Consider the following 20,013-nt stretch of genomic DNA (forward strand, 5'->3'; position numbering starts at 1 on the left):
AGTGAAACGCTTCGATGAGTCAGTGGAGTGGTCATGCTAGGGAGTCGTGCAGCGCCCCTGAATTGCCTGTTCAGGTAATTTCGTGCGTAACCCGGTGCCCCGGAGCTCCTCCTGTAACGAAGGAGACCGTACGCAAAATGGCGTTTCGGGGAAAAAGGTAACCGGCGCTGTAACCGTTTGAATCGAATACCTCGAATGGCTGATGGTGGAAAGCCTCATGGGCGACAAGGATCACCATAAAGTCACTCTGGTACTCGGTCCATGGCGCCCTCCAGCATGCTGTCCTCGACTTCCAGCCCGCTCGCTCACCTGCCGCGTGAACGTCTGAGTCGCCAGCTACTTGGCGCTGACCGCCTGTGCTTGCTCAATGCCCCGGGCGGGTTCGGCAAGACTGCCCTGCTGCGCGAGAGCCTTGCGCAGATGCCGGCAGGAGTGCGTTACGCCTGGCTGTCGCTGCACGGAAGGACACCGGGGCTTTGCGTCTTCTCGCGCCTTCTGGCGGGTCAGTTGGGGTTGCCGGCGGAACTCGCCCCCGAGGCGCTTCGCGAGCGCCTGTGTCAGTCGTCGATCCGGATCTGCCTGATACTCGATGACTATCCCGCCGGCGCCGATCCCGAGCTGGACGACTGGCTGATCCAGTTGCTGGAGGATGGCGGCAGCCCTGTGCGGCTTTGGGTCAGTTCCCGGCAGCGTCCGCATTGGCAACTGGCGCGGTTGGCGCTGGAAGGAGGCGTGGTCGAACTGGGTGCTGACAGCCTCGCCTTCAGCCGCGAGGAGTTCGACCGCCTGATGGCGTTGGCTGCGGATGCTGACGCAGAGTCGTTCGGCGATGAATTGTGGGACCTGACCTTGGGCTGGTGCGCGATGGTGCGCCTGGGCCTGCAGGGTGCGGATAATGCAATCCGGCCTCCGGTGCTCCGCCAGCGCGAATATGTCCGTGAGCAGTTGCTGGCCCGTCTGGATGAGGCGCAGCGCTCTATGTTGTGCGGCATCGCTCATCTACCCAAGGTATCCGCGGCCATGTGCGCCGAACTGTGGCCGGAGCTGGATGCCAGCCGGGAGTTCGCCACCCAGCTGTTGTCGTTGGGACTGCTGATACCATTGGATGCCGAGGCGCGCTGGTGGCAGATGCACCCGGCGCTGGCGCGGGCGTTGGTCGACGAGTTGCCGCCGCGCGAGCTCAGCCGCTTGCGTCTGCAAGCCTGCCGCCTGTTGCGCGATGCGGGCTTCGTCGGCGATGCGGTGGAATTGGCGCTCAGCGAAGGTCAGGTGGATACTGCGGCCAGCTACATGGAGCGCGTCCCTCTCGCCTGGCTGTACGCCGGCTCCCACCTCAACAGCTGGTTGCGGTGGCGCGAGCGGCTTTCTCCGAGTCTGCTGGAAAGCACACCGTTCCTGATCTATCTCAATGCCCAGGCCTTGCTCATCGGTTGGCGCCTGGACGAAGCGCAGACTTGCATCGATCGTCTCGGCTGGCAACTGCCTCAACCGTGCGCCCACCATCAGCGGCGTATGCTGGCCAACTGGGAGGCGTTGCAGGGGACTCTGATGGGATTGCGTGGAGATGCCAGGCGGGCGAAGGCACATTGCCGGTCGGCGCTCGATGACCTGGATGCGCGGGACTGGCACTCGATCCACCTGTGTTATTCGACCCTGGCACGGATCGCCATGTCCGAGGGGAATGTGGCGCAGTCCGCCGAGTTGCTGGAGTGTGCTGTGCGGCTGGCGCGCCGGCATGGCTGCGTGGCCAGCGAAGTGCTGATCGACACCGATCGCCTGCGTCTGCTGATCCTTACCGGCGAATGGGCGCAGGCCGACGAGCTGCTGCGTCACGATTTCGACCTGCTCAAAGCCCAAAGCACCGAGCATCCGATGCTTCTTGGGCGGCTGCATCTGCTGCAGGCCGAGATGGCGTTATTGGGCGGCGATCTGGAGCAAGGGGAGTCATCCTACCGGCGCGGCTTTGCCTATGCCCGTCGTTGCAGCGATCCGTTCATCCTGCATGCCGGTATCGGTTTGTCGGAGGTTGCGGTCCACCAGGGAGAGGTCGCACAGGCCGAAGCCTGCCTGCGGGAAGTACGGCGCCATCTGGAGTGCATGCGCGCGGAGGCGGTCTGCTACGAACGGGTACTCAAGTTGCAGGCACTGAGACTGATGGCGCGTCAACAACGCTGGACGGAAATGCAGGGGCAGGTGCACAGCCTGGCTGAAGCGCTCTGCGAGCCCGATGTGCTGCCACCGCTGAACGCACCTTCGCTGCGCTATCGCGCCCAGCAAGTGCTGGCACTGACACTCGAGGGGCTCGGTCAGCGCATGGCGGCCATGGAAGCATCGTGCACCTGGCGGGAAACCTGTGAGCGGCTAGGGCTCAATGGCCTGACCCGCTCGCGTGTCGAAGTGGTCCTGGCCGAGCCGGCCTGGGCGACGTTCGAGGAGGCTGCGGATACCACCCTGGTCCGCGTGCTGACACCACGGGAAATGGGGGTGCTGCGGCTGATGGCGGACGGCCTGACCAATCTGGAAATCAGCGGGCGCCTGTTCATTTCCCTCAACACCGTCAAGGCCCATACCATCCACATCAACCACAAGCTCGGTGTGAAGCGCCGCACCCAGGCGGTCAAGCGTGCCCGGGAACTGGGCTTGCTGGCCTAGTCGATCAATTGCCGGGCGCGCGCGATGGCGATGACCTCGGTACGCCCCTCGGCACCGAGCTTGACGCTGATATTGCGCAGATGGGTCTTCACCGTGTGCAGGGACAGGCACAGCCGGTCCGCAATGCTCTTATTGCGGTTGCCGCCAGCCAGCAGGCGCAGGACGTCCAACTCGCGGGGGCTGAGTGGCTGCTCCGCGGCTCCGGCGCTGCTCGTGGTACTGCCAGCCTGCTGCGCCACGCAGTGCACGAAGTCCGGTGAAATCCCCAGGCTGCTGCAGGATGGGCCGACCTTGACCAGCCAGTCCCGCAACAATTGCCCCAGGCGCTCGCCTTCCTCAACGAAAATTTGCACGAAGCCCTCCTGGCTGGCCCATTGCAAGGCCGGGACCAGCGTCTCGAAAGCTTCTTCATCGCTGCCACTGGCATGTCTTGCCATGGCCAGAAGAAGTCGTAGCTTGATTGCACGGCGCCGATGGCCCCGTGACTCCGCTTCGGTGAGGGCGTTTCCCAGCTCCTGGCGTGCCGATTGGGCTTCGCCATGGGCAATGCACCAGCGTTGGCGGGCAACGAACAGCGTATCGACGTCATTCCCGTACAGCAGCAGGCCGGGGCGTTCCCAGCCATTGTTGAATTCCGCCGAGCGTAGTGCCTGCGCTGCCTGATCAAGATGACCTTCCAGGGTGGCAATGCGTGCACGCTCCAGCCACACCGAATAGATCAGCCGGCTGGGGCCACCTTGGCGTCCCAGCTGCTCCAGGCTGGCGAGGTGGTTCATCCAGGCCGCTCGCTGCCCCTGCTGATAGGCGATGCGGGCGAGCAGGATGTGGCTGACGATCAGCACATCCGGTCCTGCGCTGAGGACAGAGAAGGCGGGTGCGTTGAGCAGGATCTGCTGCGCCTGTTCCAGCTCTCCAGTCTCATAAAGAACCTGGGCACGCATGGCGTCGACCGAAATGCGCCCGGCCAACCATTGCTCATTGGAACTCATCAGGTGGCGATGCGCGCTGGCTTCCACTCGGGCTCGGGCCGCGGCCAGGTTGCCTTGCACCAGATCAATCACGCTCTCGATACCGTCGGCGACGGACTCCACGACGATCAATGCATTCTGTCCGGACGACCGGGCCAGTCTCGCCAGCACTTCGCGCGCCGCCTCTGTGCGACCGCTGGAAAACAGGCAGTAGGCAAGGCAGCTGCCGAGCAGGCCGCGCTGCTGGAATTCCTTCTCAGGTAACCGCTCGAACAGAGGCTCGCCGAGGTCGCAGGTGGCCTCGATCTGGTCGCTGAAGGCCAGCAGCACGCATTGGATGACCTGACTCTCCACGGTGCTTGGATTGCGCTCCACCAGTTGCAGCGCTTGCTGGTAACGGCGCGCCAGCAGGAGGGTCCAGGCGTGCACCAGGGCCAGACGCGGGTGCTGATCGACCAGCGCGACGGGCAACTGATCGAGGCAGCGCAGGAGCGCGCGATAGCGCCCACCGTCGAGCAGTTCGTTGAGGTGCTGATCCAGCTGTTGGACGGCGGCACTGGCGTCGTCGATCTTCAGCAGGTGTTCGATGGCTGCCAGCGGTATGCCGAACTGCAGATGCCACTGGGCCGCGATGCGGTGCAGCTGCTTGAGTTCGCTGTCGGCGTGGCGGGCCAGCATGTGCTGGAGGAATCCGGCGAACAAACGGTGATAGCGGAACCACTCGCCCTGGTTATCCAGGGGCACCAGGAACAACCCCAGACGCTGGATCTGCTCCAATACCTCGGCGGCATCGCTGCGTCCAGTCAGGGCATTGCACAGGGGAGCGCAGAAACGATCCAGGACGCTGGTCTTGAGCAGAAAATCGCTCAGGGTATCGGGCAGGTGCGCCAGGATGTCTTCGGTGAGGTACTCCGCCAGCTCGTGCTGCGAGCCGCTGAACGTCGCGACGAAGGAGCCTGGATCGCGGCGGTCCTGCAGGGACAACGCCGCGAGGTGCAGTGCGGTCACCCAGCCTTCGGTGCGGGATTGCAAGGTGTCGATCGCGCTTTCCGAGAGGGCGGAACCCAGGCGCTCCTGAAGGAAACGGCGAGTCTCGTCGAGCTCGAAACGCAGCGCATCGGCCGTCAGTTCCAGCAGTTGCCCCTGCGCCCGCAACTGGCCGAGGCGCAGGTTCGGGGTGCTGCGGCTGGCAATGACCAACTGGGCATCAGGCGGGAAGGTGTCCCACAGTTCGCGCAGCAGTTCGAGCGCCTCGGTGGACTTGAGTACTTCGAACTCGTCCAGGAACAGGGTGAATGGCTTGGGGAGTGCCTCCAGCCTGGCCAGCAACTGGCTTGCCGCGCCGTCTCCGGGAAGTGGGGCGACCGGTGCGCACGGGGCGTCGAGCAGGGAATCCAGGCTCAGCGCCAGCGCGCGGGCGAGAACTCGGGGGTCGTTGTCGACGGCATCGAGACTCAGCCAGGCACAGTTGCTGCGTGCCGCGTGCAGTTGCGCCAAGAGGGTCGACTTGCCGAATCCGGCGGGAGCGCGGATCAGGATCAGGCGAGCATCGCGATGCGCATCGATGCGAGCGATGAGTTGTGGTCGAGGCAAATGCGCCTTGCCCGGGAGCGGCGCTCGGGATCTGCCTTGCAGCAGATCGGCGGTCATTCTCGACTCGCCGCGGCTTTCGGTGGACTTCCCGTGTTCTTCCGGCGTGTGCGCCAGGAACGCCAGAAGGGACTGCTGCTCGGCCATTGTGCAATGAGCTCCGTCTATCGGTGGCGGAAAACTGCCTGCACGCATATTGCCATGCCGCTCGAGGCTTGCCACCTCATCCCGGCCACTCAGCCATTCGAGCGATTGCGCCTGCGGGGCTGCCCGTTAGTGTCTGGTTTGCAGCGTGCATATGCCGCTGTTCGTCCGGATTGCCGGCCGACACAAGAACAAGAGGGAAAGGCATGGCGGGACCATTGGCGGGTATCAAGGTCGTTGAGATGAATGCAATCGGTCCAGCGCCATTCGCCGTGATGATGCTGGCGGACATGGGCGCTGAAGTCATTCGCGTTGACCGGTTGCAATCGGGATTCCTCAATGGCGATGGCAGCGTGATCGGCAGGGGGCGTCGCAGTATCGGCATCGACCCGCGCAAGCCCGGTGCGACGGAGGTCCTGCTGGCGTTGATCGACGCAGCCGATGTGCTGGTAGAGGGCTTCCGTCCCGGTGTGATGGAGCGTCTGGGCCTGGGGCCGGAAATCTGCCTGCAGCGTAATCCACGGTTGGTGTACGGGCGCATGACCGGTTGGGGGCAGACCGGCAGCCTGGCGCCGGTAGCCGGCCACGACCTCAACTACATCGCGCTCACCGGGGCCCTGCATGCCATGGGACATACTGACCGAGAGCCGACGCCGCCCTTGCACCTGGTGGGTGACATGGGCGGCGGCGCACTGTTCCTGGTGGCTGGCGTGCTGGCAGCGCTGTTCGAGGCGCAACGCTCGGGCAAGGGCCAGGTGGTGGATGCGGCGATCAGCGATGGTGTGGCGCTGATGTCGACGATGTATTACGAGTTCCGCCAGCGTGGCGAGTGGGGAGGGCGGGGCAGCAACCTCTTCGATGGCGGGGCGCCTTTCTACGGTTGCTACACCTGCGCCGATGGGCAGCTGATCTCCATAGGCTCCATCGAGCCGCAGTTCTACCGGCAACTGCTGGAACTCTGCGAGATCGATGATCCCGAGTTCGAGAAGCAATGGGATCGCGAGCGCTGGCCAAGCCTGCGCAGCAAGCTGGAAACGGTGTTCCGCGGGCGTACCCGCGACCAGTGGTGCCAGCTGCTGGAAGGGACTGACGTCTGTTTCGCGCCGGTACTGGATTTCGACGAGGCGCCCAATCACCCGCATCTGCGTGCCCGCGGCACCTTCATTAACGACGCCCAGGGCATTTATCCGGGGCCGGCGCCTCGCTTCAGTCGCACGCCGGCCAAGCCGGGCGAACGGGTGAGCAATGGCGCGCAGACCCTGGAGGTACTGCGAGAACTGGGTCTGGACGACGCGGCGGTCGCGACGTTGCGCGCCGCCGGCGCCATCGCCTGAGGTTGCAGGGGCCTGCGGGGCTGGAAGGGGTGGGTGGCCCACTCCTCATGGGCGGGATACAGCCCGACCGGCATGCAAGACCATGGCTGCAGGGTGCGCTGGTCTAGGCGGGCCCTTCACACACAGATTACTGGAGATCGCGATGTCGCAGAAAACCTATGTTGCCGGTGTAGGCATGATCCCGTTCGCCAAGCCCGGCGCCAGCGGCTCCTACGTCGAGATGGGCGCCGAAGCCGTGCGTCTTGCGTTGAAGGATGCCGGTCTGAGTTACGACCTGGTTCAGCAGGCCTATGCCGGATATGTCTACGGCGATTCAACCTGTGGCCAATCGGCGCTGTATGAAGTGGGCATGACGGGGATCCCCGTCATCAACGTCAACAACAACTGCGCCAGTGGCTCGACAGCGCTCTACCTGGCGCGTCAGGCGGTGGAAAGCGGCGCCGTGGATTGCGCCCTGGCCTTCGGCTTCGAGCAGATGCAACCCGGGGCACTGCGCAACGCCTGGACGGATCGCGTAACGACGATGGGCAAAGGCTTCGACTCGGCAGCGCAAGTCTTCCCCGAAGGCGTCGGCATGCCCGGGGCGCTGATGTTCTTCGGCGGCGCCGGCAAGGAGCACATGCTCAAGTACGGGACCCGCATGGAAACCTTTGCGGCGATTCGCGCCAAGGCCAGCCGCCATGCCGCAAACAACCCGTTGTCGGTGTTCCGGAAGGTCGTCACCACCGAGGAAGTGATGGCCGACCAGGTTGTCTGGGAGGGTGTGATGACCCGCCTGATGGCCTGCCCGCCGACCTGTGGCGGCGCCGCGGCGATCATCGTATCCGAGCGCTTTGCGCGCAAGCACGGCCTGCGCACCGACGTGACCATCCTGGCCCAGGCCATGGCCACCGATAAGCCCGAGGCTTTCGATCCACCGTCGATGATCAACATTGTCGGTGTCGGCATGACCCATGACGCCGCCTATGAAGTCTACGAGAAGGCCGGGGTCGGTCCGGAAGACATCCGCGTCTGCGAACTGCACGACTGCTTCGCCCACAACGAACTGCTGACCTACGAGGGGCTGGGCTTCTGCAAAGTCGGCGAAAGCGAGAAGTTCGTCATGGACGGCAACAACACCTATGGCGGCCAAGTGGTGGTCAACCCGTCCGGCGGCCTGCTGTCCAAGGGGCACCCGCTGGGCGCCACCGGTCTTGCGCAGTGCTATGAGCTGACTCACCAACTGCGCGGCACGGCGGACAAGCGCCAGGTGGAAGGCCTGCAGCATGCCCTGCAGCACAACCTGGGCTTGGGCGGCGCCGGCGTCGTGACCCTCTACGGGCGCGGCTGAGGAAAGCGGACATGGCAGACAAATCCCTGATCGGCCGTTCCACCGGGGTCACCACCACCGAGGTGGAGAAGGGCCGCCTGCGCTTCTTCGCCAAGGCGATCGGCGAGACCGATCCGGTGTATTTCGATGAAGAGGCGGCGCGTGCTGCCGGCTATCGAGCATTGCCGGTGCCGCCAACCTTCCTCATGTGCCTGGAAAGCGAAGGCCGCAACCCACAGGCCATCGTCGAGGAGGTGATGGGCTTCGACCTCGGCCGCATCCTCCATGCCGAGCAGGAGTTCATCTATCACCGCATGGTCTTTGCCGGCGACGTGCTGACCTTCGATACGCGCATTGCCGACGTCTACGAGAAGAAGGGCGGCGCATTGCAGTTCGTGGTCCAGGAAACCCGCGTCACCAACCAGGATGGCGAGCATGTCGCCGACATCCGTTCGTCCCTTGTGCAGCGCTGAGGAGCCGCCCATGAACATTCCGCTCTACAGCGACGTCCAGGTCGGCGACACCCTGCCGCTGCTCAAGCTGCGCCCGATCAACCGCACCATGCTGGCGCTCTACGCCGGCGCCTCGGGCGATCACAACCAGATCCACATCGACATCGACTTCGCCCGCAAGGCGCGCCAGCCCGACGTGTTCGCCCACGGCATGCTGTCCGCCGCCTACCTGGGCCGTCTGCTCACCCAATGGGTGCCGCAACCCCGCTTGCGTCGCCTGGCGGTTCGCTTCGTCGGCATCACCCAGCTGGGGCACATCCCGCATCTCACCGGGCGAGTCGCCGAGAAGTTCGAACAGGCCGGCGAGAAGCGCGTGCGCCTGGAAATCCAGTGCGCCAACCAGTACGGCGAACCCAAGATCGTCGGCGAAGCCATCGTGGCGCTGGCCTGATCCCCCATCGAATCCATCAGCAGGAATAGAACAACATGCAGAAACTAGAAGGAAAAGTAGCCCTGGTGACCGGCTCCGGTCGGGGCATCGGCCGTAGCGTGGCGCTGAAGCTGGCCTCCGAGGGCGCCCGCGTGGTGGTCAACGATCTGGACGCGGCGCCCGCCGAGGAAGTGGTGGCGGAAATCCGTGCCGCCGGCGGCGAAGCCGTGGCCTGCATCGGCAGCGTCACCGCGGTGGATTTCGCCGACCGCTTCGTCAAGACCGCGGTCGACAACTACGGTGGCATCGACATCATCGTCAACAACGCGGGCTACACCTGGGACAACGTGATCCAGAAAATGACCGACGAGCAGTGGTACGCCATCATGGATTGCCACCTCACCGCACCGTTCCGCATCCTCCGCGCCGCTTATCCGGTCATCAGCGCTGCGGCCAAGGTGGAAGCGGCCGAAGGCCGGGTGGTCAACCGCAAGGTGGTGAACATCTCCTCGGTATCGGCCAGCGGCAACGCCGGGCAGGTCAACTACTCCACCGCCAAGGCGGGTGTGATGGGCCTGACCAAGGCGCTGGCGAAGGAGTGGGGACGGCACAAGGTCAACGTCAACGCCGTCGCCTACGGCCACATCGAAACCCGGATGACCGTACCAGTCGAAGGTGAAGTGAAGACCGTCAAGATCGAAGGTCGCGACATTCGCGTCGGCATCAGCCCGCAACTGGTCGAGCAATCGAAGCACATGACCCCGCTGGGCCGCCCGGGCACTCCGGACGAAGCCGCCGGCGCGGTATACATGTTTTGCATTCCCGAGTCCGACTACGTCACCGGCCAGGTCCTGGTCTGCGGCGGCGGTCTGGGCACTGTCGTTTGATCGGCGGAGACTCCTGACATGCGCGTGGAAAATTATCGTTCCCCCTGGATGGATCCCGACCTGGATGCCTTCCGTGACAGCATCCGTCGTTTCGTCCGTGAGCAACTGGTGCCCCATGACGATAAATGGCGTGCTCAGCACCACTCTGACCGTGCGGCCTGGCTGGCTTGCGGCGAGATGGGCATGATCCTGCCGGATATTCCTTCCGAGTATGGTGGTGTTGACGGTTCGCCCGCCCACTATACGGTGGCCATGGAGGAGCTGACCTATGCCGGCGTCATGAGCATTGCGCTGAGCATCAACCACATCGTCGGCCACTATATTCTCGCCAGCGGCACCGAGGAGCAGAAGCGCCAGTGGTTGCCCGGCATCGCCTCCGGGAAGGTCATCACCTCCATCGCCATGACCGAGCCGGGGACGGGTTCCGACCTGCAGGGCGTGAAGACCCGCGCGGTGAAGAAAGGGGATCGCTATGTAATCAACGGCTCCAAGACCTTCATCAGCAATGGCCAGAACAGCGATGTGGTCATCGTCGTTGCCAAGACCGATCTGGAGGCCAAGGGCTCCCGTGGCATTTCGCTGTTCATCGTGGACACCTCGACGCCCGGCTTCCATCGTGGCAAGTGCCTGGACAAGATCGGCCTGCCGGGTCAGGACACCTCGGAGATGTTCTTCCAGGACTGCGAGGTGCCGGCCCATTGCCTGCTCGGCGGTGTGGAAGGCCAGGGCTTCATCCAGCTGATGCAGCAGTTGCCCTACGAGCGTGCGGAAATCGCGCTTCAGGCTGCCGCCGGCATGGAGCGCGCGTTGTCTCTGACGCTGGAGTACACCCGCGAGCGCAAGGCCTTCGGCAAGTCGATTCTGGACTTCCAGAACACCCGCTTCACCCTGGCGGAAGTGAAAACCACCGTTCTCGCTTCGCGCACCCTGGCCGACCTGATCGTCCAGCGCTGGGTTGACGGCACGCTGGATACCACCCTGGCGTCGATGGGCAAGTTCTGGCTGACTGATCGTCAGGGCGAAGTCATCGATACGTGCCTGCAGTTCTTCGGTGGCTTCGGCTACATGAACGAATATCCCATCGCCCGCATGTTCGCCGACGCCCGTGTGTCGCGAATCTATGGTGGGGCCAATGAGATCCAGCGCGAGCTGGTAGGCCGTTCGTTGTAATGGTAGCCGGCACCCGGTTGCCGGCCACAGCGAGCGACGCCAGGGGAGGCCCTGTCACCCCTGGCGTCATTGTCGATGCGAGGATGCCGATGCCGATTGAACTGGAACGCTATCCGCTGCATACCCGGCAAGTGGTGTGCGAGGGATTTCGCCGCAGCGATGGGTATTACGAGTTCGAAGGGCGCCTGCTGGACCGCAAGGCCCATGATCTACATCTGCTGTTCAAGCAGGTGCCGGCCGGACAGCCGGTTCACCAGATGCGGGTCGTGCTGGTCGTTGATCAGGATTGGCGGGTGCGGGAGGCCCGGGCGAGCAGCGATGCCGCGCCGACACCCTACTGCGGAGAAATCGCGGCGGCCTATGCGAACCTCCAGGGCTTGACGATCGGCCGTGGTTTCAAGCGCGAGCTGCTTCGACTGCTGGGTGGTGAGCGGGGCTGTACGCATCTCACCGATCTTGTGGAAGCCCTGGCGACCACGGTGTTCCAGACGCTCATGACCTTGCGTTACGACGGCCGGCAAACGCCTGGTGGCGCCACCGACGACAATCCGGTCCGTCACGTGCTGGGCACCTGCCACGCCTATCGGTGGGACGGACCGGCTGCCCGGAAATTATCCGGTCCATGAGGATTCATCAGTAAGCAACGAGCACCAGCGCAGTGCATCCAGATGCCGAGTGTGTTCCCCGATAACAAGAACACTGGAGAACGACATGTACATCACCCAAGGTCTACACCGTCACATGCAGCAACGGCCCCATGCGACGGCGATTCGCTGCCAGGGGCGCGGCATGACCTTCGCACAACTGGGCGGACGCGTCGCACGTCTCGCCGGGGCGCTCAAAGCGCTCGGACTGCAAAGCGGCGACTGCGTGGCCATGCTGTCACGCAACTCTCCCCAATACATCGAATACAGCCTGGGCGTGCCCTGGGCCGACGGCATCCTCAACCCGGTCAATACGCGCTGGAGCGTGGCGGAGGTGGTCTACTCCCTGGATGACTCCGGCACCTCGATCCTCATCGTCGACGACAGCTTCAAGGACATGGGCCTGGCGATCATGCGGCAGGCCAGGACGCTGCGCCACGTGATCCACGTCGGCGAGCAGGAGACTCCCGAAGGCATGCTCGGCTACGAGGCGCTGCTGGCCGGGGCCGAGCCGGTGGACGACGTGCGCCGGCATGGCGATGCGCTTCTTGGGATTTTCTATACCGGCGGCACCACCGGTTTCCCCAAGGGGGTGATGATCAGCCATAACAATCTGGCCTTTGCCGCCATGGCCTCCGCCAGCAAAGGCTTCTTCGGACGTGACGCCCGTTTCCTGCATGCCATGCCGATGTTCCACCTGGCGGATTTCTCGGCGATGTACTGCCTGATCATGTCCGGTGGCGTGCACGTGATACTCCCGGCGTTCAGCGGAGAGGCGGCGATCCGTACGGTGGCCGAGGTGCAGATGACCGACCTCATGCTCGCCCCGACCATGATCCAGATGATGCTGCAGGCCCGCGAGGCCAGTCCGGAACTGCAGTCGCTGCAGCTGAGCAGCATCCGCAACATCATCTACGGCGCTTCGCCGATTTCCCCGGCGCTGCTGGACCGCGCCTGCATCGCATTCCCCAAGGCCCGCTTCTTCCAGGGCTACGGGATGACCGAACTGACCACTGGCGGCACCATGCTCGATGCTGAGTACCACTGTGCCGAGCACCAGGTGAGCGGCAAGATGTATTCGGCCGGTCGGGCGATCAGTTGCGTCGAACTGCGCATCGTCGACGAACACGACCAGGAAGTACCGCGCGGCAGCGTGGGCGAGATCGTCGTGCGCGGCCCCAACGTCATGCTCGGCTACCTGAACCAGCCGGAGCTGACCGCCGAAGTGCTCAAGGGCGGCTGGATGCACACCGGCGACGGCGCCTACATGGACGACGAGGGCTTCGTGCACATCGTCGACCGGCTCAAGGACATGATCGTCAGCGGCGGCGAGAACGTCTACTCCGCCGAGGTCGAGAATGCCGTGGCCAGTCACCCGGCGGTGGCGCAGTGCGCTGCCATTGGCATTCCCTCGGAGAAATGGGGGGAGAGCGTGCACGTGGTGATAGTGCTCAAGCCCGGCGCCGAGCTCGATGAGGAGCAGATCATCGCCCATTGCCGCGAGCGGATCGCCGGCTACAAGTGCCCGCGCAGCATGGAGATCCGCGAGAGCCTGCCGCTGTCCAGCGTCGGCAAGATCCTCAAGAGCGAGCTGCGCAAGCCTTACTGGGAAAAACACGCACGCAACATCGCCTGACGCCGGTCGAGCTCGACGCAATCATGTTGACAAGGAATCTGCCCATGCCCCCCCATCCGACTCGCCTGCTGGCAGCCGGCCTGGCGATCTTCGCCGCCGGGCTCGCCTGGGGCGACCAGCCCACCCCCGAGGAATCCCGGGCCATTGCCCGGGAAGCCTACGTCTATGGCTTCCCGCTGGTGGACAGCTACCGCATCCAGTACACCTACTTCCAGGACCGCGCCAACCCCGAATTCAAGGTGCCCTGGAACACCCTGCACAACGAGGCGCGGCTGTATACGCCGGAAGACACCGCGATCCAGACGCCCAACGCCGACACCCCCTATTCGCAACTGGGCGCCGACCTGCGCAGCGAGCCCCTGGTGCTGAGCGTGCCCGACGTAGAGGCGCAACGGTATTACTCGCTGCAGTTCGTCGACGCCTATACCTACAACTTCGCCTATGTAGGCAGCCGCGCCACCGGCAACAAGGCCGCCCGCTATCTGCTGGCCGGACCTGACTGGAAAGGGCAGACGCCGCCGGGGATCGCCAAGGTCATCCGTTCCGATACCCAATTTGCCTTCGTCTTCTACCGTACCCAGCTGTTCAATCCGCAGGACATGGAAGGGGTACGCAAGGTGCAGGCGGGATTCAAGGTGGAACCGCTGTCGGCCTACCTGGGCCAGCCGGCGCCGAAGCCTGCTCCCGCGGTGAACTTCATCAAGCCGCTGAGCGCCGAACAGGAGCGCAAGTCGCCGGAGTTCTTCCAGGTCCTCAACTTCGTGCTGGGGTACTGCCCGACCCTGGACTCCGAGAAGGCGCTGATGGAGCGCTTTGCCCGGTTGAACATCGGCCCCGGAAAGACCTTCGACTTCCAGGCTCTGTCGCCGGAGCTGCGCGAAGCCGTGCAGGCGGGCATGGCCGATGCCTGGAAACAGTCCATGGCCGATTTCGAACGCCTGCGCAATGCCGGCAAGGTGTCCAGTGGCGACGTGTTCGGCACCCGCGAGCACCTGGCCGGCAACTACCTGTACCGGATGGCGGCCGCGGTCGGGGGGATCTACGGCAACTCTGCCGAGGAAGCGGTGTACGTCAGCTACAACCTGGATGCCGGCCAGCAGAAGCTCGATGGCGGCCACCGCTACGTCCTGCGTTTCGCCAAGGATCAGCTGCCCCCCGTGCATTCGTTCTGGTCGCTGACGCCCTACACCCTGCCCGAGCGCAACCTGGTGGCCAACCCGCTGCAGCGCTACCTGGTCAACTCGCCGATGCTGCCCGACATGCAGCGCGACGCCGATGGCGGCCTCACGCTCTACGTGCAGAACGACTCGCCGGGCGGCGCGCGTGAGGCCAACTGGGTCCCGGTACCGAAGGGGCCCTTCCTGCTGGCCATGCGTCTCTACTGGCCGAAGGCGGAAGTGCTTTCCGGCAACTGGCAACGGCCGACCCTGCAACGGGTCGAGTGACAGCGGAGGAACAACCACATGCATAAGACCATTCGCCATTCCCTGTTGTTGCTCGCCGCCCCCTGGCTTGCCGTGCATCAGGCCGCCTGGGCGGCGACGGCGCCCAGGCCGGTGAGCGTCGACAACTTCGCCCAGGCGGAGTCGGACCGCTACTTCGCCGCCATCGCCAAGCGCTATGGCGTCGGCCATCTGCAGCACAACCGCCAGGTGGCATCCATCGACCAGCAGACGGTCATCCGGCTCAACCGCGACACGCTGTATTCAGTCGGGGTCTTCGACCTGGAGGCCGGGCCCCTGACGCTGACCCTGCCGGATACCGGCGGGCGTTACCTGTCGCTTCAGGTGATCAACGAGCAGCATTACGTGCCGGCGGTGTTCTACGGCGCGGGAACGCACCGCTTGACCCGCGATGCCATGGGTAGCCGCTATGTGGCGATCGCCTTGCGTATTCTCGCCAACCCCGCCGATGCCCAGGACATGCAGCACGCGCACGCGCTGCAGGACGCGGTGCGCGTCGAGCAGGCCGGCGCCGGGCAACTGGAGCTGCCGCAATGGGATAGTGAAAGCCAGAGCAAGGTTCGCAGCGCGCTGTTGGCGCTGGCCGCGCTGGAACCGGACCTGAACCGTGCCTTCGGCGCCCAGGGGCAGGTCGACCCGGTGCGTCACCTGATCGCTTCCGCCTCGGCCTGGGGCGGGTTCCCGGAGAGGGACGCGACCTACCTGAACGTCACCCCGGCGCGCAACGACGGTTCGACGCCGTATCGCCTGCATGTCAGGGACGTACCGGTAGACGCGTTCTGGTCGGTCAGCGTGTACAACGCCAAGGGCTATTTCGAGCCCAACTCCCTGGGCGCCTACAACCTCAACAGCGTCACGGCGCAACGGGGCGAGGATGGCAGCATCGAGGTCGCCTTCGGCGGCTGCGACGGCAAGCGGCCCAACTGCCTGCCGATCATGCCGGGCTGGAACTACATGGTCCGCCTGTATCAGCCGCAACCCCCAGTGCTCGAGGGCAGTTGGCGCTTCCCCGAGGCCACGCCGGCGAACTGAGTTATCGCAAGGCGGAAGGGGCAGGTCGACCTGCCCCTTTTTTCATCTACTCGTTCAGCGCAGTGGTCATGCCCTTGCCGGTGGCGCGAACCGCCAACTCGCTGACTTCAAGGCTGAGGATGGCCAGGTCGTAGGTGCGACCGTCATGGTCCTTGACGTGATTGCGCAGCACCGACTCCGCCTGGAATCCCAGCTCCTGGAAGGCGTTGATGGCGGCGCTCTGGTCCACCGTCATGTGTACGGTCAGCTTCTCCAGGCCGAGGCTGACGGCCAGGTTGACGCACTCCTTGATCAGCGCCCGTCCCAGGCCTACGCCACGCCAGGCAGGCGCCACCAGCACGCGCAGGTCGCCGACATGGGACGACCAGGACCATACGTCGACCGCCACGGCGGTGCAGCCCACCATCTGGCCGTCGGCGTAGGCCACCAGGCTGGTGACTTCCTTGCCCAGGGCACCCAGCCAGGCGGCGATGACCTTTGGATGGCTGATGTCGCGGCGCACGAACAGCAGATCGCGCATCGGCAGCCCGGCGATGAACTCGGTGAGCGGCGGCCCGTCCTCCATGCGCATCAGGCGGAACTCCACCTGGGTGCCGTTGAGTGCGAGGTGACGAGGGTAGTTTCGTTGCGTGGGTTTCTTCATACGGAGCGTTTCCCTAACCAGTGATCCAGTGATGGCCACATGCGCTTGATGGCCGCGGGCCCGGCGACCAGGCTGACGTGCCCGCCGGGAATGATCAGTTCTTCCTTGTCGACGGAGCCCACCTTGTGCAGCAAGGGTTGCGCGCTGGCCGGAGGCACCAGGGTGTCGTGCTCGGCGATGACGTGCAGCAGCGGCACCTTGATCGCATCGAGCCGGACGGCGCGTCCGCCGATGCGCAGGCTGTCCTTGAACAGGCCGTTCTGCCAGACCAGTTCCTTGACGATCTGCCGGTAGTAGTCGCCCGCCAGCGGCAGGGTATCGGCGCCCCAGCCGGTCATCATGCGGTAACCCTTGACGTACTGATCGTTCCACAGGTTGTCCCACAGGCGCAGCTGGCCGGCGATGCGGCCGGCCGGGCGGAGCAGGTCGAAGGCGTTCTGGATCATCTTCGAGGGGATGATGCCCAGGCGGTCCGCCAGTTCGTCGACGTCGAAGTAGTCGGGGTTCGCCACGGCGCGTGTCCAGTGCACCTGGCTCCAGTCCACCGGCGTGGTGAAGCACACCAGGTTCTTCAGCGGACCCTGCGGATGCAGCGCCGCGTAGATGCAGGAGAGGATGCCGGCCATGCAGTAACCGACCAGGGTGACTTCCTCCACCCCCGAGTCCTGCTGCACGCGGCGTAGGCAGTCGGGGAGGAAGTCGAGCACGTAGTTCTCGATCTTCAGGTGCTGCTCGGCCCGGGTCGGCGGGTTCCAATCGACCACGTAGATGTCGTAGCCGCGGTGCAGGAGGAACTCGATCAGGCTCTGCCCCTTGGCCAGGTCGAACAGGTAGGCGCGGTTGGTGGTGGCCATGACCAGCAGTAGCGGGACGCGGTACACCTCATCGGCCGTGGACTGGTAGTGGTACAGGCTCAGCGTGCCGCGGCGGTGCAGGAGACGCTTGGGCGTTTCCCCTACCTTCGGCCCGGGGGAGCTGATGTAGTCCAGCGCGTTGAGCCTGCGCTTGAGCATGCGCCGGGCTTCGCTTTTCAGGCGCCCCGCGAAGGTTTTTTCGAATGGCATGGCTCAGGGTTTCCTCTTGGCTTTGGCCGCGGGCTGCTTGGCCCGCTGCCGCGCTTTGCTCAATGCCTGCTCCGGTTGCAGCTCCAGGGGGCGGCGGCTGCGGGGCGGGCGGGGCACCATGGCGCTGGGCGCCACGTCGGGGAGCAACTGGTCGAGCTTGTCCTCGATGCGGCGTACCGCATCAGCCAGTTCCCGGACCTCGTCCCGGCTGGGCAGGTCCAGCTGTTCCAGCAGGCGGGCGATGGAGCGCTCCGCCAGGTAGCGGGCGCCGGTGGAGGCTCGTGTGTAGGCCATCATGGCCTGGGCGAATTCACTGGAGTCCATCTTCCGGGCGGCAAAACCGTTGATGCCGTTTTCGAGCTTGTTCAGGGCCTCGCGGCACAGTTGCAGCGGGTCGGGAAAGCGTGAAGCGGTCATGCTGGACTCTCCTGTCATCAGGTGGGGTAGGTCTGCAGCGCCATGAGCGGAGCGCCACGTTGCAGGCAGCGGCGCAAGGGCCGGGTACTGGCCGAGTAGGGCAAGAGCGCCCAGCGTGTGGTGCGGGCCAGCCAGGGGGAAACCTGGGCCAGCAGGGCGTCGCGCCAGCCATCGGCGGCATTCCAGAAGGTCAGCGCGGCGGCGCGGGTTTCTCCGGCGACATTGGCGTGATGCGTGGCATCGGCGATCTCCAGCGTGGCATCGCTGTGGCGCCCTTCGAAGGCCTCGACCAGGGCGGCGCCGATGCGCTGCATGGCGTCGACGGCGGCGCCGTTAATGGCGTCGAAGTTGAGGAAGCCGTGGAATTGCCCCGGATAATGCAGCAGTTGCACCGGGACGCGGGCCTGGCGCAGCCGCGCCGCGTAGTCCAGGCCGTCGTCGCGGATGGGATCGAGCCCGGCGCTGATCACCAGCGCTGGCGCCAGGCCGCGCAGGTTGGTCTGCCGGCGGGGCGACAGCCAGGGCGAACTGGTGTCCAGGTGCGCCGCGGAATCCGCCAGGGCGCGCTGGATGTAACCGAGCATGTGCTGGGTGACCATGTAGCCGTCGGCGTTCTCGGCCAGCGACGGGAAGGACTCCACCAGCTCGGTGGCGGGGTAGGCGAGGACTTGCAGCGCCAGCTTGATGCCCCGGCGCCGCGCTTCCTGGGCGATCACCGCGGTGAGATTGCCGCCCGCCGAGTCGCCGCCGACCGCCAGGCGCTCAGCGTCTATGCCCAGCTCCTGCGCATGGCCGATGACCCAGTCGAGAACGGCCAGGCAATCCTCGCGGCTGGCGTTGAGATCGTGTTCGGGCGCCAGCCGGTAGCTGACGGCGATGGTGATGCAGCCGGCGGCCAGGGCGACGTTGCGGCAGATCGATTCCGCGGTGTCGAGGCCGCCGACCATGAAGCCGCCGCCATGGATCCAGAGGAAGGCAGGGCGGGGCTCCTCGCTGCGCGCCGGGCTGTAAATGCGCAGGCTCAGCTCGCCGCCCGGCCCCTCGATCTCGTACTGGCGCACGCTGTCGAGCGCCGGGCGATTGCCCAGCGCCAGGGCGGTGAGACGCCACAGCTCGCGGATTTCGCTCACCGAGTAGGATTCGATGGGCTTGATCTGCGTCGCCAGGTTGAGCATGCGCAGGAAGGCGCGCGCGTCGCGGTCCGGAGCGGGCGTGCGCAAGGTGAGGGGGAGGCCCTTGCCGGAAGGGCGGGGGGCCTGGGGAGTCGGATTGGCATGGGTGGTCACGACGGAACTCCTTGTGGTCGCGGAAATACCGGCCATGCTATGGACCTGCCCCCTCGCGCGCCCCCCTCCTGTGGAACGGGAGGGGGCCAACCCTTTCCGGTTACAGGTTGTTGACCAGTTGCCCGCCGTCCACCGCCAGCACGCTGCCGGTCATGAAGGCGCCGGCCTCGCTGGCCAGCAGCAGGAAGGGGCCGTCCAGTTCGGACAGCTCGCCCAGGCGGCGCATCGGAATGGCGTCGTGAACGTATTTGCGGCCCTGTTCGCTGTCGAAGTAGCCACCGGTCATTTCGGTGATGAAGTAACCGGGGGCGATGGCATTGACGCGTATGCGCTTGCGCGCCAGTTCCAGCGCCAGTGCCTTGCTCAGCTGCACCACGCCGGCCTTCGCCGTGCAGTAGTGGCTGTAGCCCATGCCGACCCGCAGGCCGAGCATCGAAGCGATGTTGACGATGCTGCCGGGACGGTCGGCCTGGACCAGCCGCTGCGCCGCGCACTGGGCCACGCGCCAGACGCCATCGAGGTTGGTGGCGAGCATCGCGCGCCAGTCGTCCTCGCTCAGTTCCAGGGCGCGTTGCCCCTGGCCGATGCCGGCGTTGTTCAGCACTACGTCGACCACCCCGAAGCGAGCCTGCGCGGCGTCGAAGGCGGCCTCGACGCTGGCGCGGTCGGTGACGTCCAGCGGCACCGCCAGTGCCTCGCCGCCCTGGTCGGCGAGGCGCGCAGCCAGTTCCGCCAGGCGCTCCACGCGGCGGGCCGCCAGTACCACCCGGGCGCCCGCCGTGGCGGCCACCTGCGCCAGGTGCGCGCCAATACCGCTGGAAGCGCCAGTGATCAGGACGACCTTGCCGGCCAGGGAGAAACGTTGGGATTGCTCGGTCATGGCATTGCCCCG

At 65.3% G+C, this 20,013-nt stretch carries 17 protein-coding genes; 11 read left to right on the forward strand and 6 right to left on the reverse strand.

The window, feature by feature from the left end:
• Positions 1 to 276 precede the first annotated feature (276 nt).
• Positions 277 to 2,652 carry a LuxR C-terminal-related transcriptional regulator gene (locus J5M67_RS22865; RefSeq protein ID WP_207887603.1) on the forward strand — a complete coding sequence of 792 codons (2,376 nt, stop codon included), beginning with the start codon at positions 277 to 279 and terminating at the stop codon, positions 2,650 to 2,652.
• Here J5M67_RS22865 and J5M67_RS22870 read toward each other — a convergent pair.
• Entirely contained in the window at positions 2,649 to 5,357 is a 2,709-nt protein-coding gene (locus tag J5M67_RS22870; RefSeq protein ID WP_207887604.1) for a LuxR C-terminal-related transcriptional regulator, read from the reverse strand. The genes J5M67_RS22865 and J5M67_RS22870 overlap by 4 nt on opposite strands.
• Before the next feature lie 203 nt (positions 5,358 to 5,560).
• Here J5M67_RS22870 and J5M67_RS22875 point away from each other — a divergent pair, with 203 nt between their 5' ends.
• The 10 genes from J5M67_RS22875 to J5M67_RS22920 all read left to right on the forward strand — a co-directional run bounded on the left by J5M67_RS22875 (position 5,561) and on the right by J5M67_RS22920 (position 15,711).
• On the forward strand, positions 5,561 to 6,688 hold the full coding sequence (locus tag J5M67_RS22875) for a CaiB/BaiF CoA-transferase family protein (protein ID WP_207887605.1): 1,128 nt from the start codon (positions 5,561 to 5,563) through the stop codon (positions 6,686 to 6,688).
• A 142-nt stretch (positions 6,689 to 6,830) separates the two neighbouring features.
• Positions 6,831 to 8,018 carry a lipid-transfer protein gene (locus J5M67_RS22880; RefSeq protein WP_207887606.1) on the forward strand — a complete coding sequence of 396 codons (1,188 nt, stop codon included), beginning with the start codon at positions 6,831 to 6,833 and terminating at the stop codon, positions 8,016 to 8,018.
• 11 nt (positions 8,019 to 8,029) lie between these two features.
• On the forward strand, positions 8,030 to 8,470 hold the full coding sequence (locus J5M67_RS22885) for a MaoC family dehydratase N-terminal domain-containing protein (RefSeq protein WP_207887607.1): 441 nt from the start codon (positions 8,030 to 8,032) through the stop codon (positions 8,468 to 8,470).
• A gap of 10 nt (positions 8,471 to 8,480) precedes the next feature.
• Positions 8,481 to 8,900, forward strand: a complete 420-nt coding sequence (locus tag J5M67_RS22890; protein WP_207887608.1) for a MaoC family dehydratase — start codon at positions 8,481 to 8,483, stop codon at positions 8,898 to 8,900.
• 35 nt (positions 8,901 to 8,935) lie between these two features.
• Positions 8,936 to 9,766, forward strand: a complete 831-nt coding sequence (locus J5M67_RS22895) for an SDR family NAD(P)-dependent oxidoreductase (RefSeq protein WP_207887609.1) — start codon at positions 8,936 to 8,938, stop codon at positions 9,764 to 9,766.
• A gap of 18 nt (positions 9,767 to 9,784) precedes the next feature.
• The gene (locus tag J5M67_RS22900; protein ID WP_207887610.1) at positions 9,785 to 10,936 is read left to right on the forward strand and encodes an acyl-CoA dehydrogenase family protein; all 1,152 of its coding nucleotides are present in this window, start codon (positions 9,785 to 9,787) and stop codon (positions 10,934 to 10,936) included.
• 89 nt (positions 10,937 to 11,025) lie between these two features.
• On the forward strand, positions 11,026 to 11,562 hold the full coding sequence (locus tag J5M67_RS22905; RefSeq protein WP_207887611.1) for a DUF2889 domain-containing protein: 537 nt from the start codon (positions 11,026 to 11,028) through the stop codon (positions 11,560 to 11,562).
• A gap of 85 nt (positions 11,563 to 11,647) precedes the next feature.
• The gene (locus tag J5M67_RS22910) at positions 11,648 to 13,216 is read left to right on the forward strand and encodes a long-chain fatty acid--CoA ligase (RefSeq protein ID WP_207887612.1); all 1,569 of its coding nucleotides are present in this window, start codon (positions 11,648 to 11,650) and stop codon (positions 13,214 to 13,216) included.
• Positions 13,217 to 13,260: 44 nt separating this feature from the next.
• Entirely contained in the window at positions 13,261 to 14,661 is a 1,401-nt protein-coding gene (locus tag J5M67_RS22915) for a DUF1254 domain-containing protein (RefSeq protein WP_207887613.1), read from the forward strand.
• An 18-nt stretch (positions 14,662 to 14,679) separates the two neighbouring features.
• Entirely contained in the window at positions 14,680 to 15,711 is a 1,032-nt protein-coding gene (locus tag J5M67_RS22920) for a DUF1214 domain-containing protein (RefSeq protein WP_207887614.1), read from the forward strand.
• A 46-nt stretch (positions 15,712 to 15,757) separates the two neighbouring features.
• Here J5M67_RS22920 and J5M67_RS22925 read toward each other — a convergent pair whose 3' ends face one another.
• From J5M67_RS22925 to J5M67_RS22945, 5 genes are all read right to left on the reverse strand, one after another.
• On the reverse strand, positions 15,758 to 16,354 hold the full coding sequence (locus tag J5M67_RS22925) for a GNAT family N-acetyltransferase (protein WP_207887615.1): 597 nt from the start codon (positions 16,352 to 16,354) through the stop codon (positions 15,758 to 15,760).
• Positions 16,351 to 17,418 carry an alpha/beta fold hydrolase gene (locus tag J5M67_RS22930; protein ID WP_243434837.1) on the reverse strand — a complete coding sequence of 356 codons (1,068 nt, stop codon included), beginning with the start codon at positions 17,416 to 17,418 and terminating at the stop codon, positions 16,351 to 16,353. Before J5M67_RS22930 ends, J5M67_RS22925 begins: the two co-directional genes overlap by 4 nt.
• 3 nt (positions 17,419 to 17,421) lie before the next feature.
• The gene (locus tag J5M67_RS22935) at positions 17,422 to 17,835 is read right to left on the reverse strand and encodes a hypothetical protein (RefSeq protein ID WP_207887616.1); all 414 of its coding nucleotides are present in this window, start codon (positions 17,833 to 17,835) and stop codon (positions 17,422 to 17,424) included.
• 17 nt (positions 17,836 to 17,852) lie between these two features.
• Entirely contained in the window at positions 17,853 to 19,121 is a 1,269-nt protein-coding gene (locus tag J5M67_RS22940; protein WP_207887617.1) for an alpha/beta hydrolase, read from the reverse strand.
• Positions 19,122 to 19,221: 100 nt separating this feature from the next.
• Entirely contained in the window at positions 19,222 to 20,001 is a 780-nt protein-coding gene (locus J5M67_RS22945; RefSeq protein ID WP_207887618.1) for an SDR family NAD(P)-dependent oxidoreductase, read from the reverse strand.
• Positions 20,002 to 20,013: the final 12 nt, after the last annotated feature.

Source organism: Pseudomonas sp. 30_B, assembly GCF_017491605.1.
In the GTDB taxonomy this organism is placed as follows: domain Bacteria; phylum Pseudomonadota; class Gammaproteobacteria; order Pseudomonadales; family Pseudomonadaceae; genus Pseudomonas.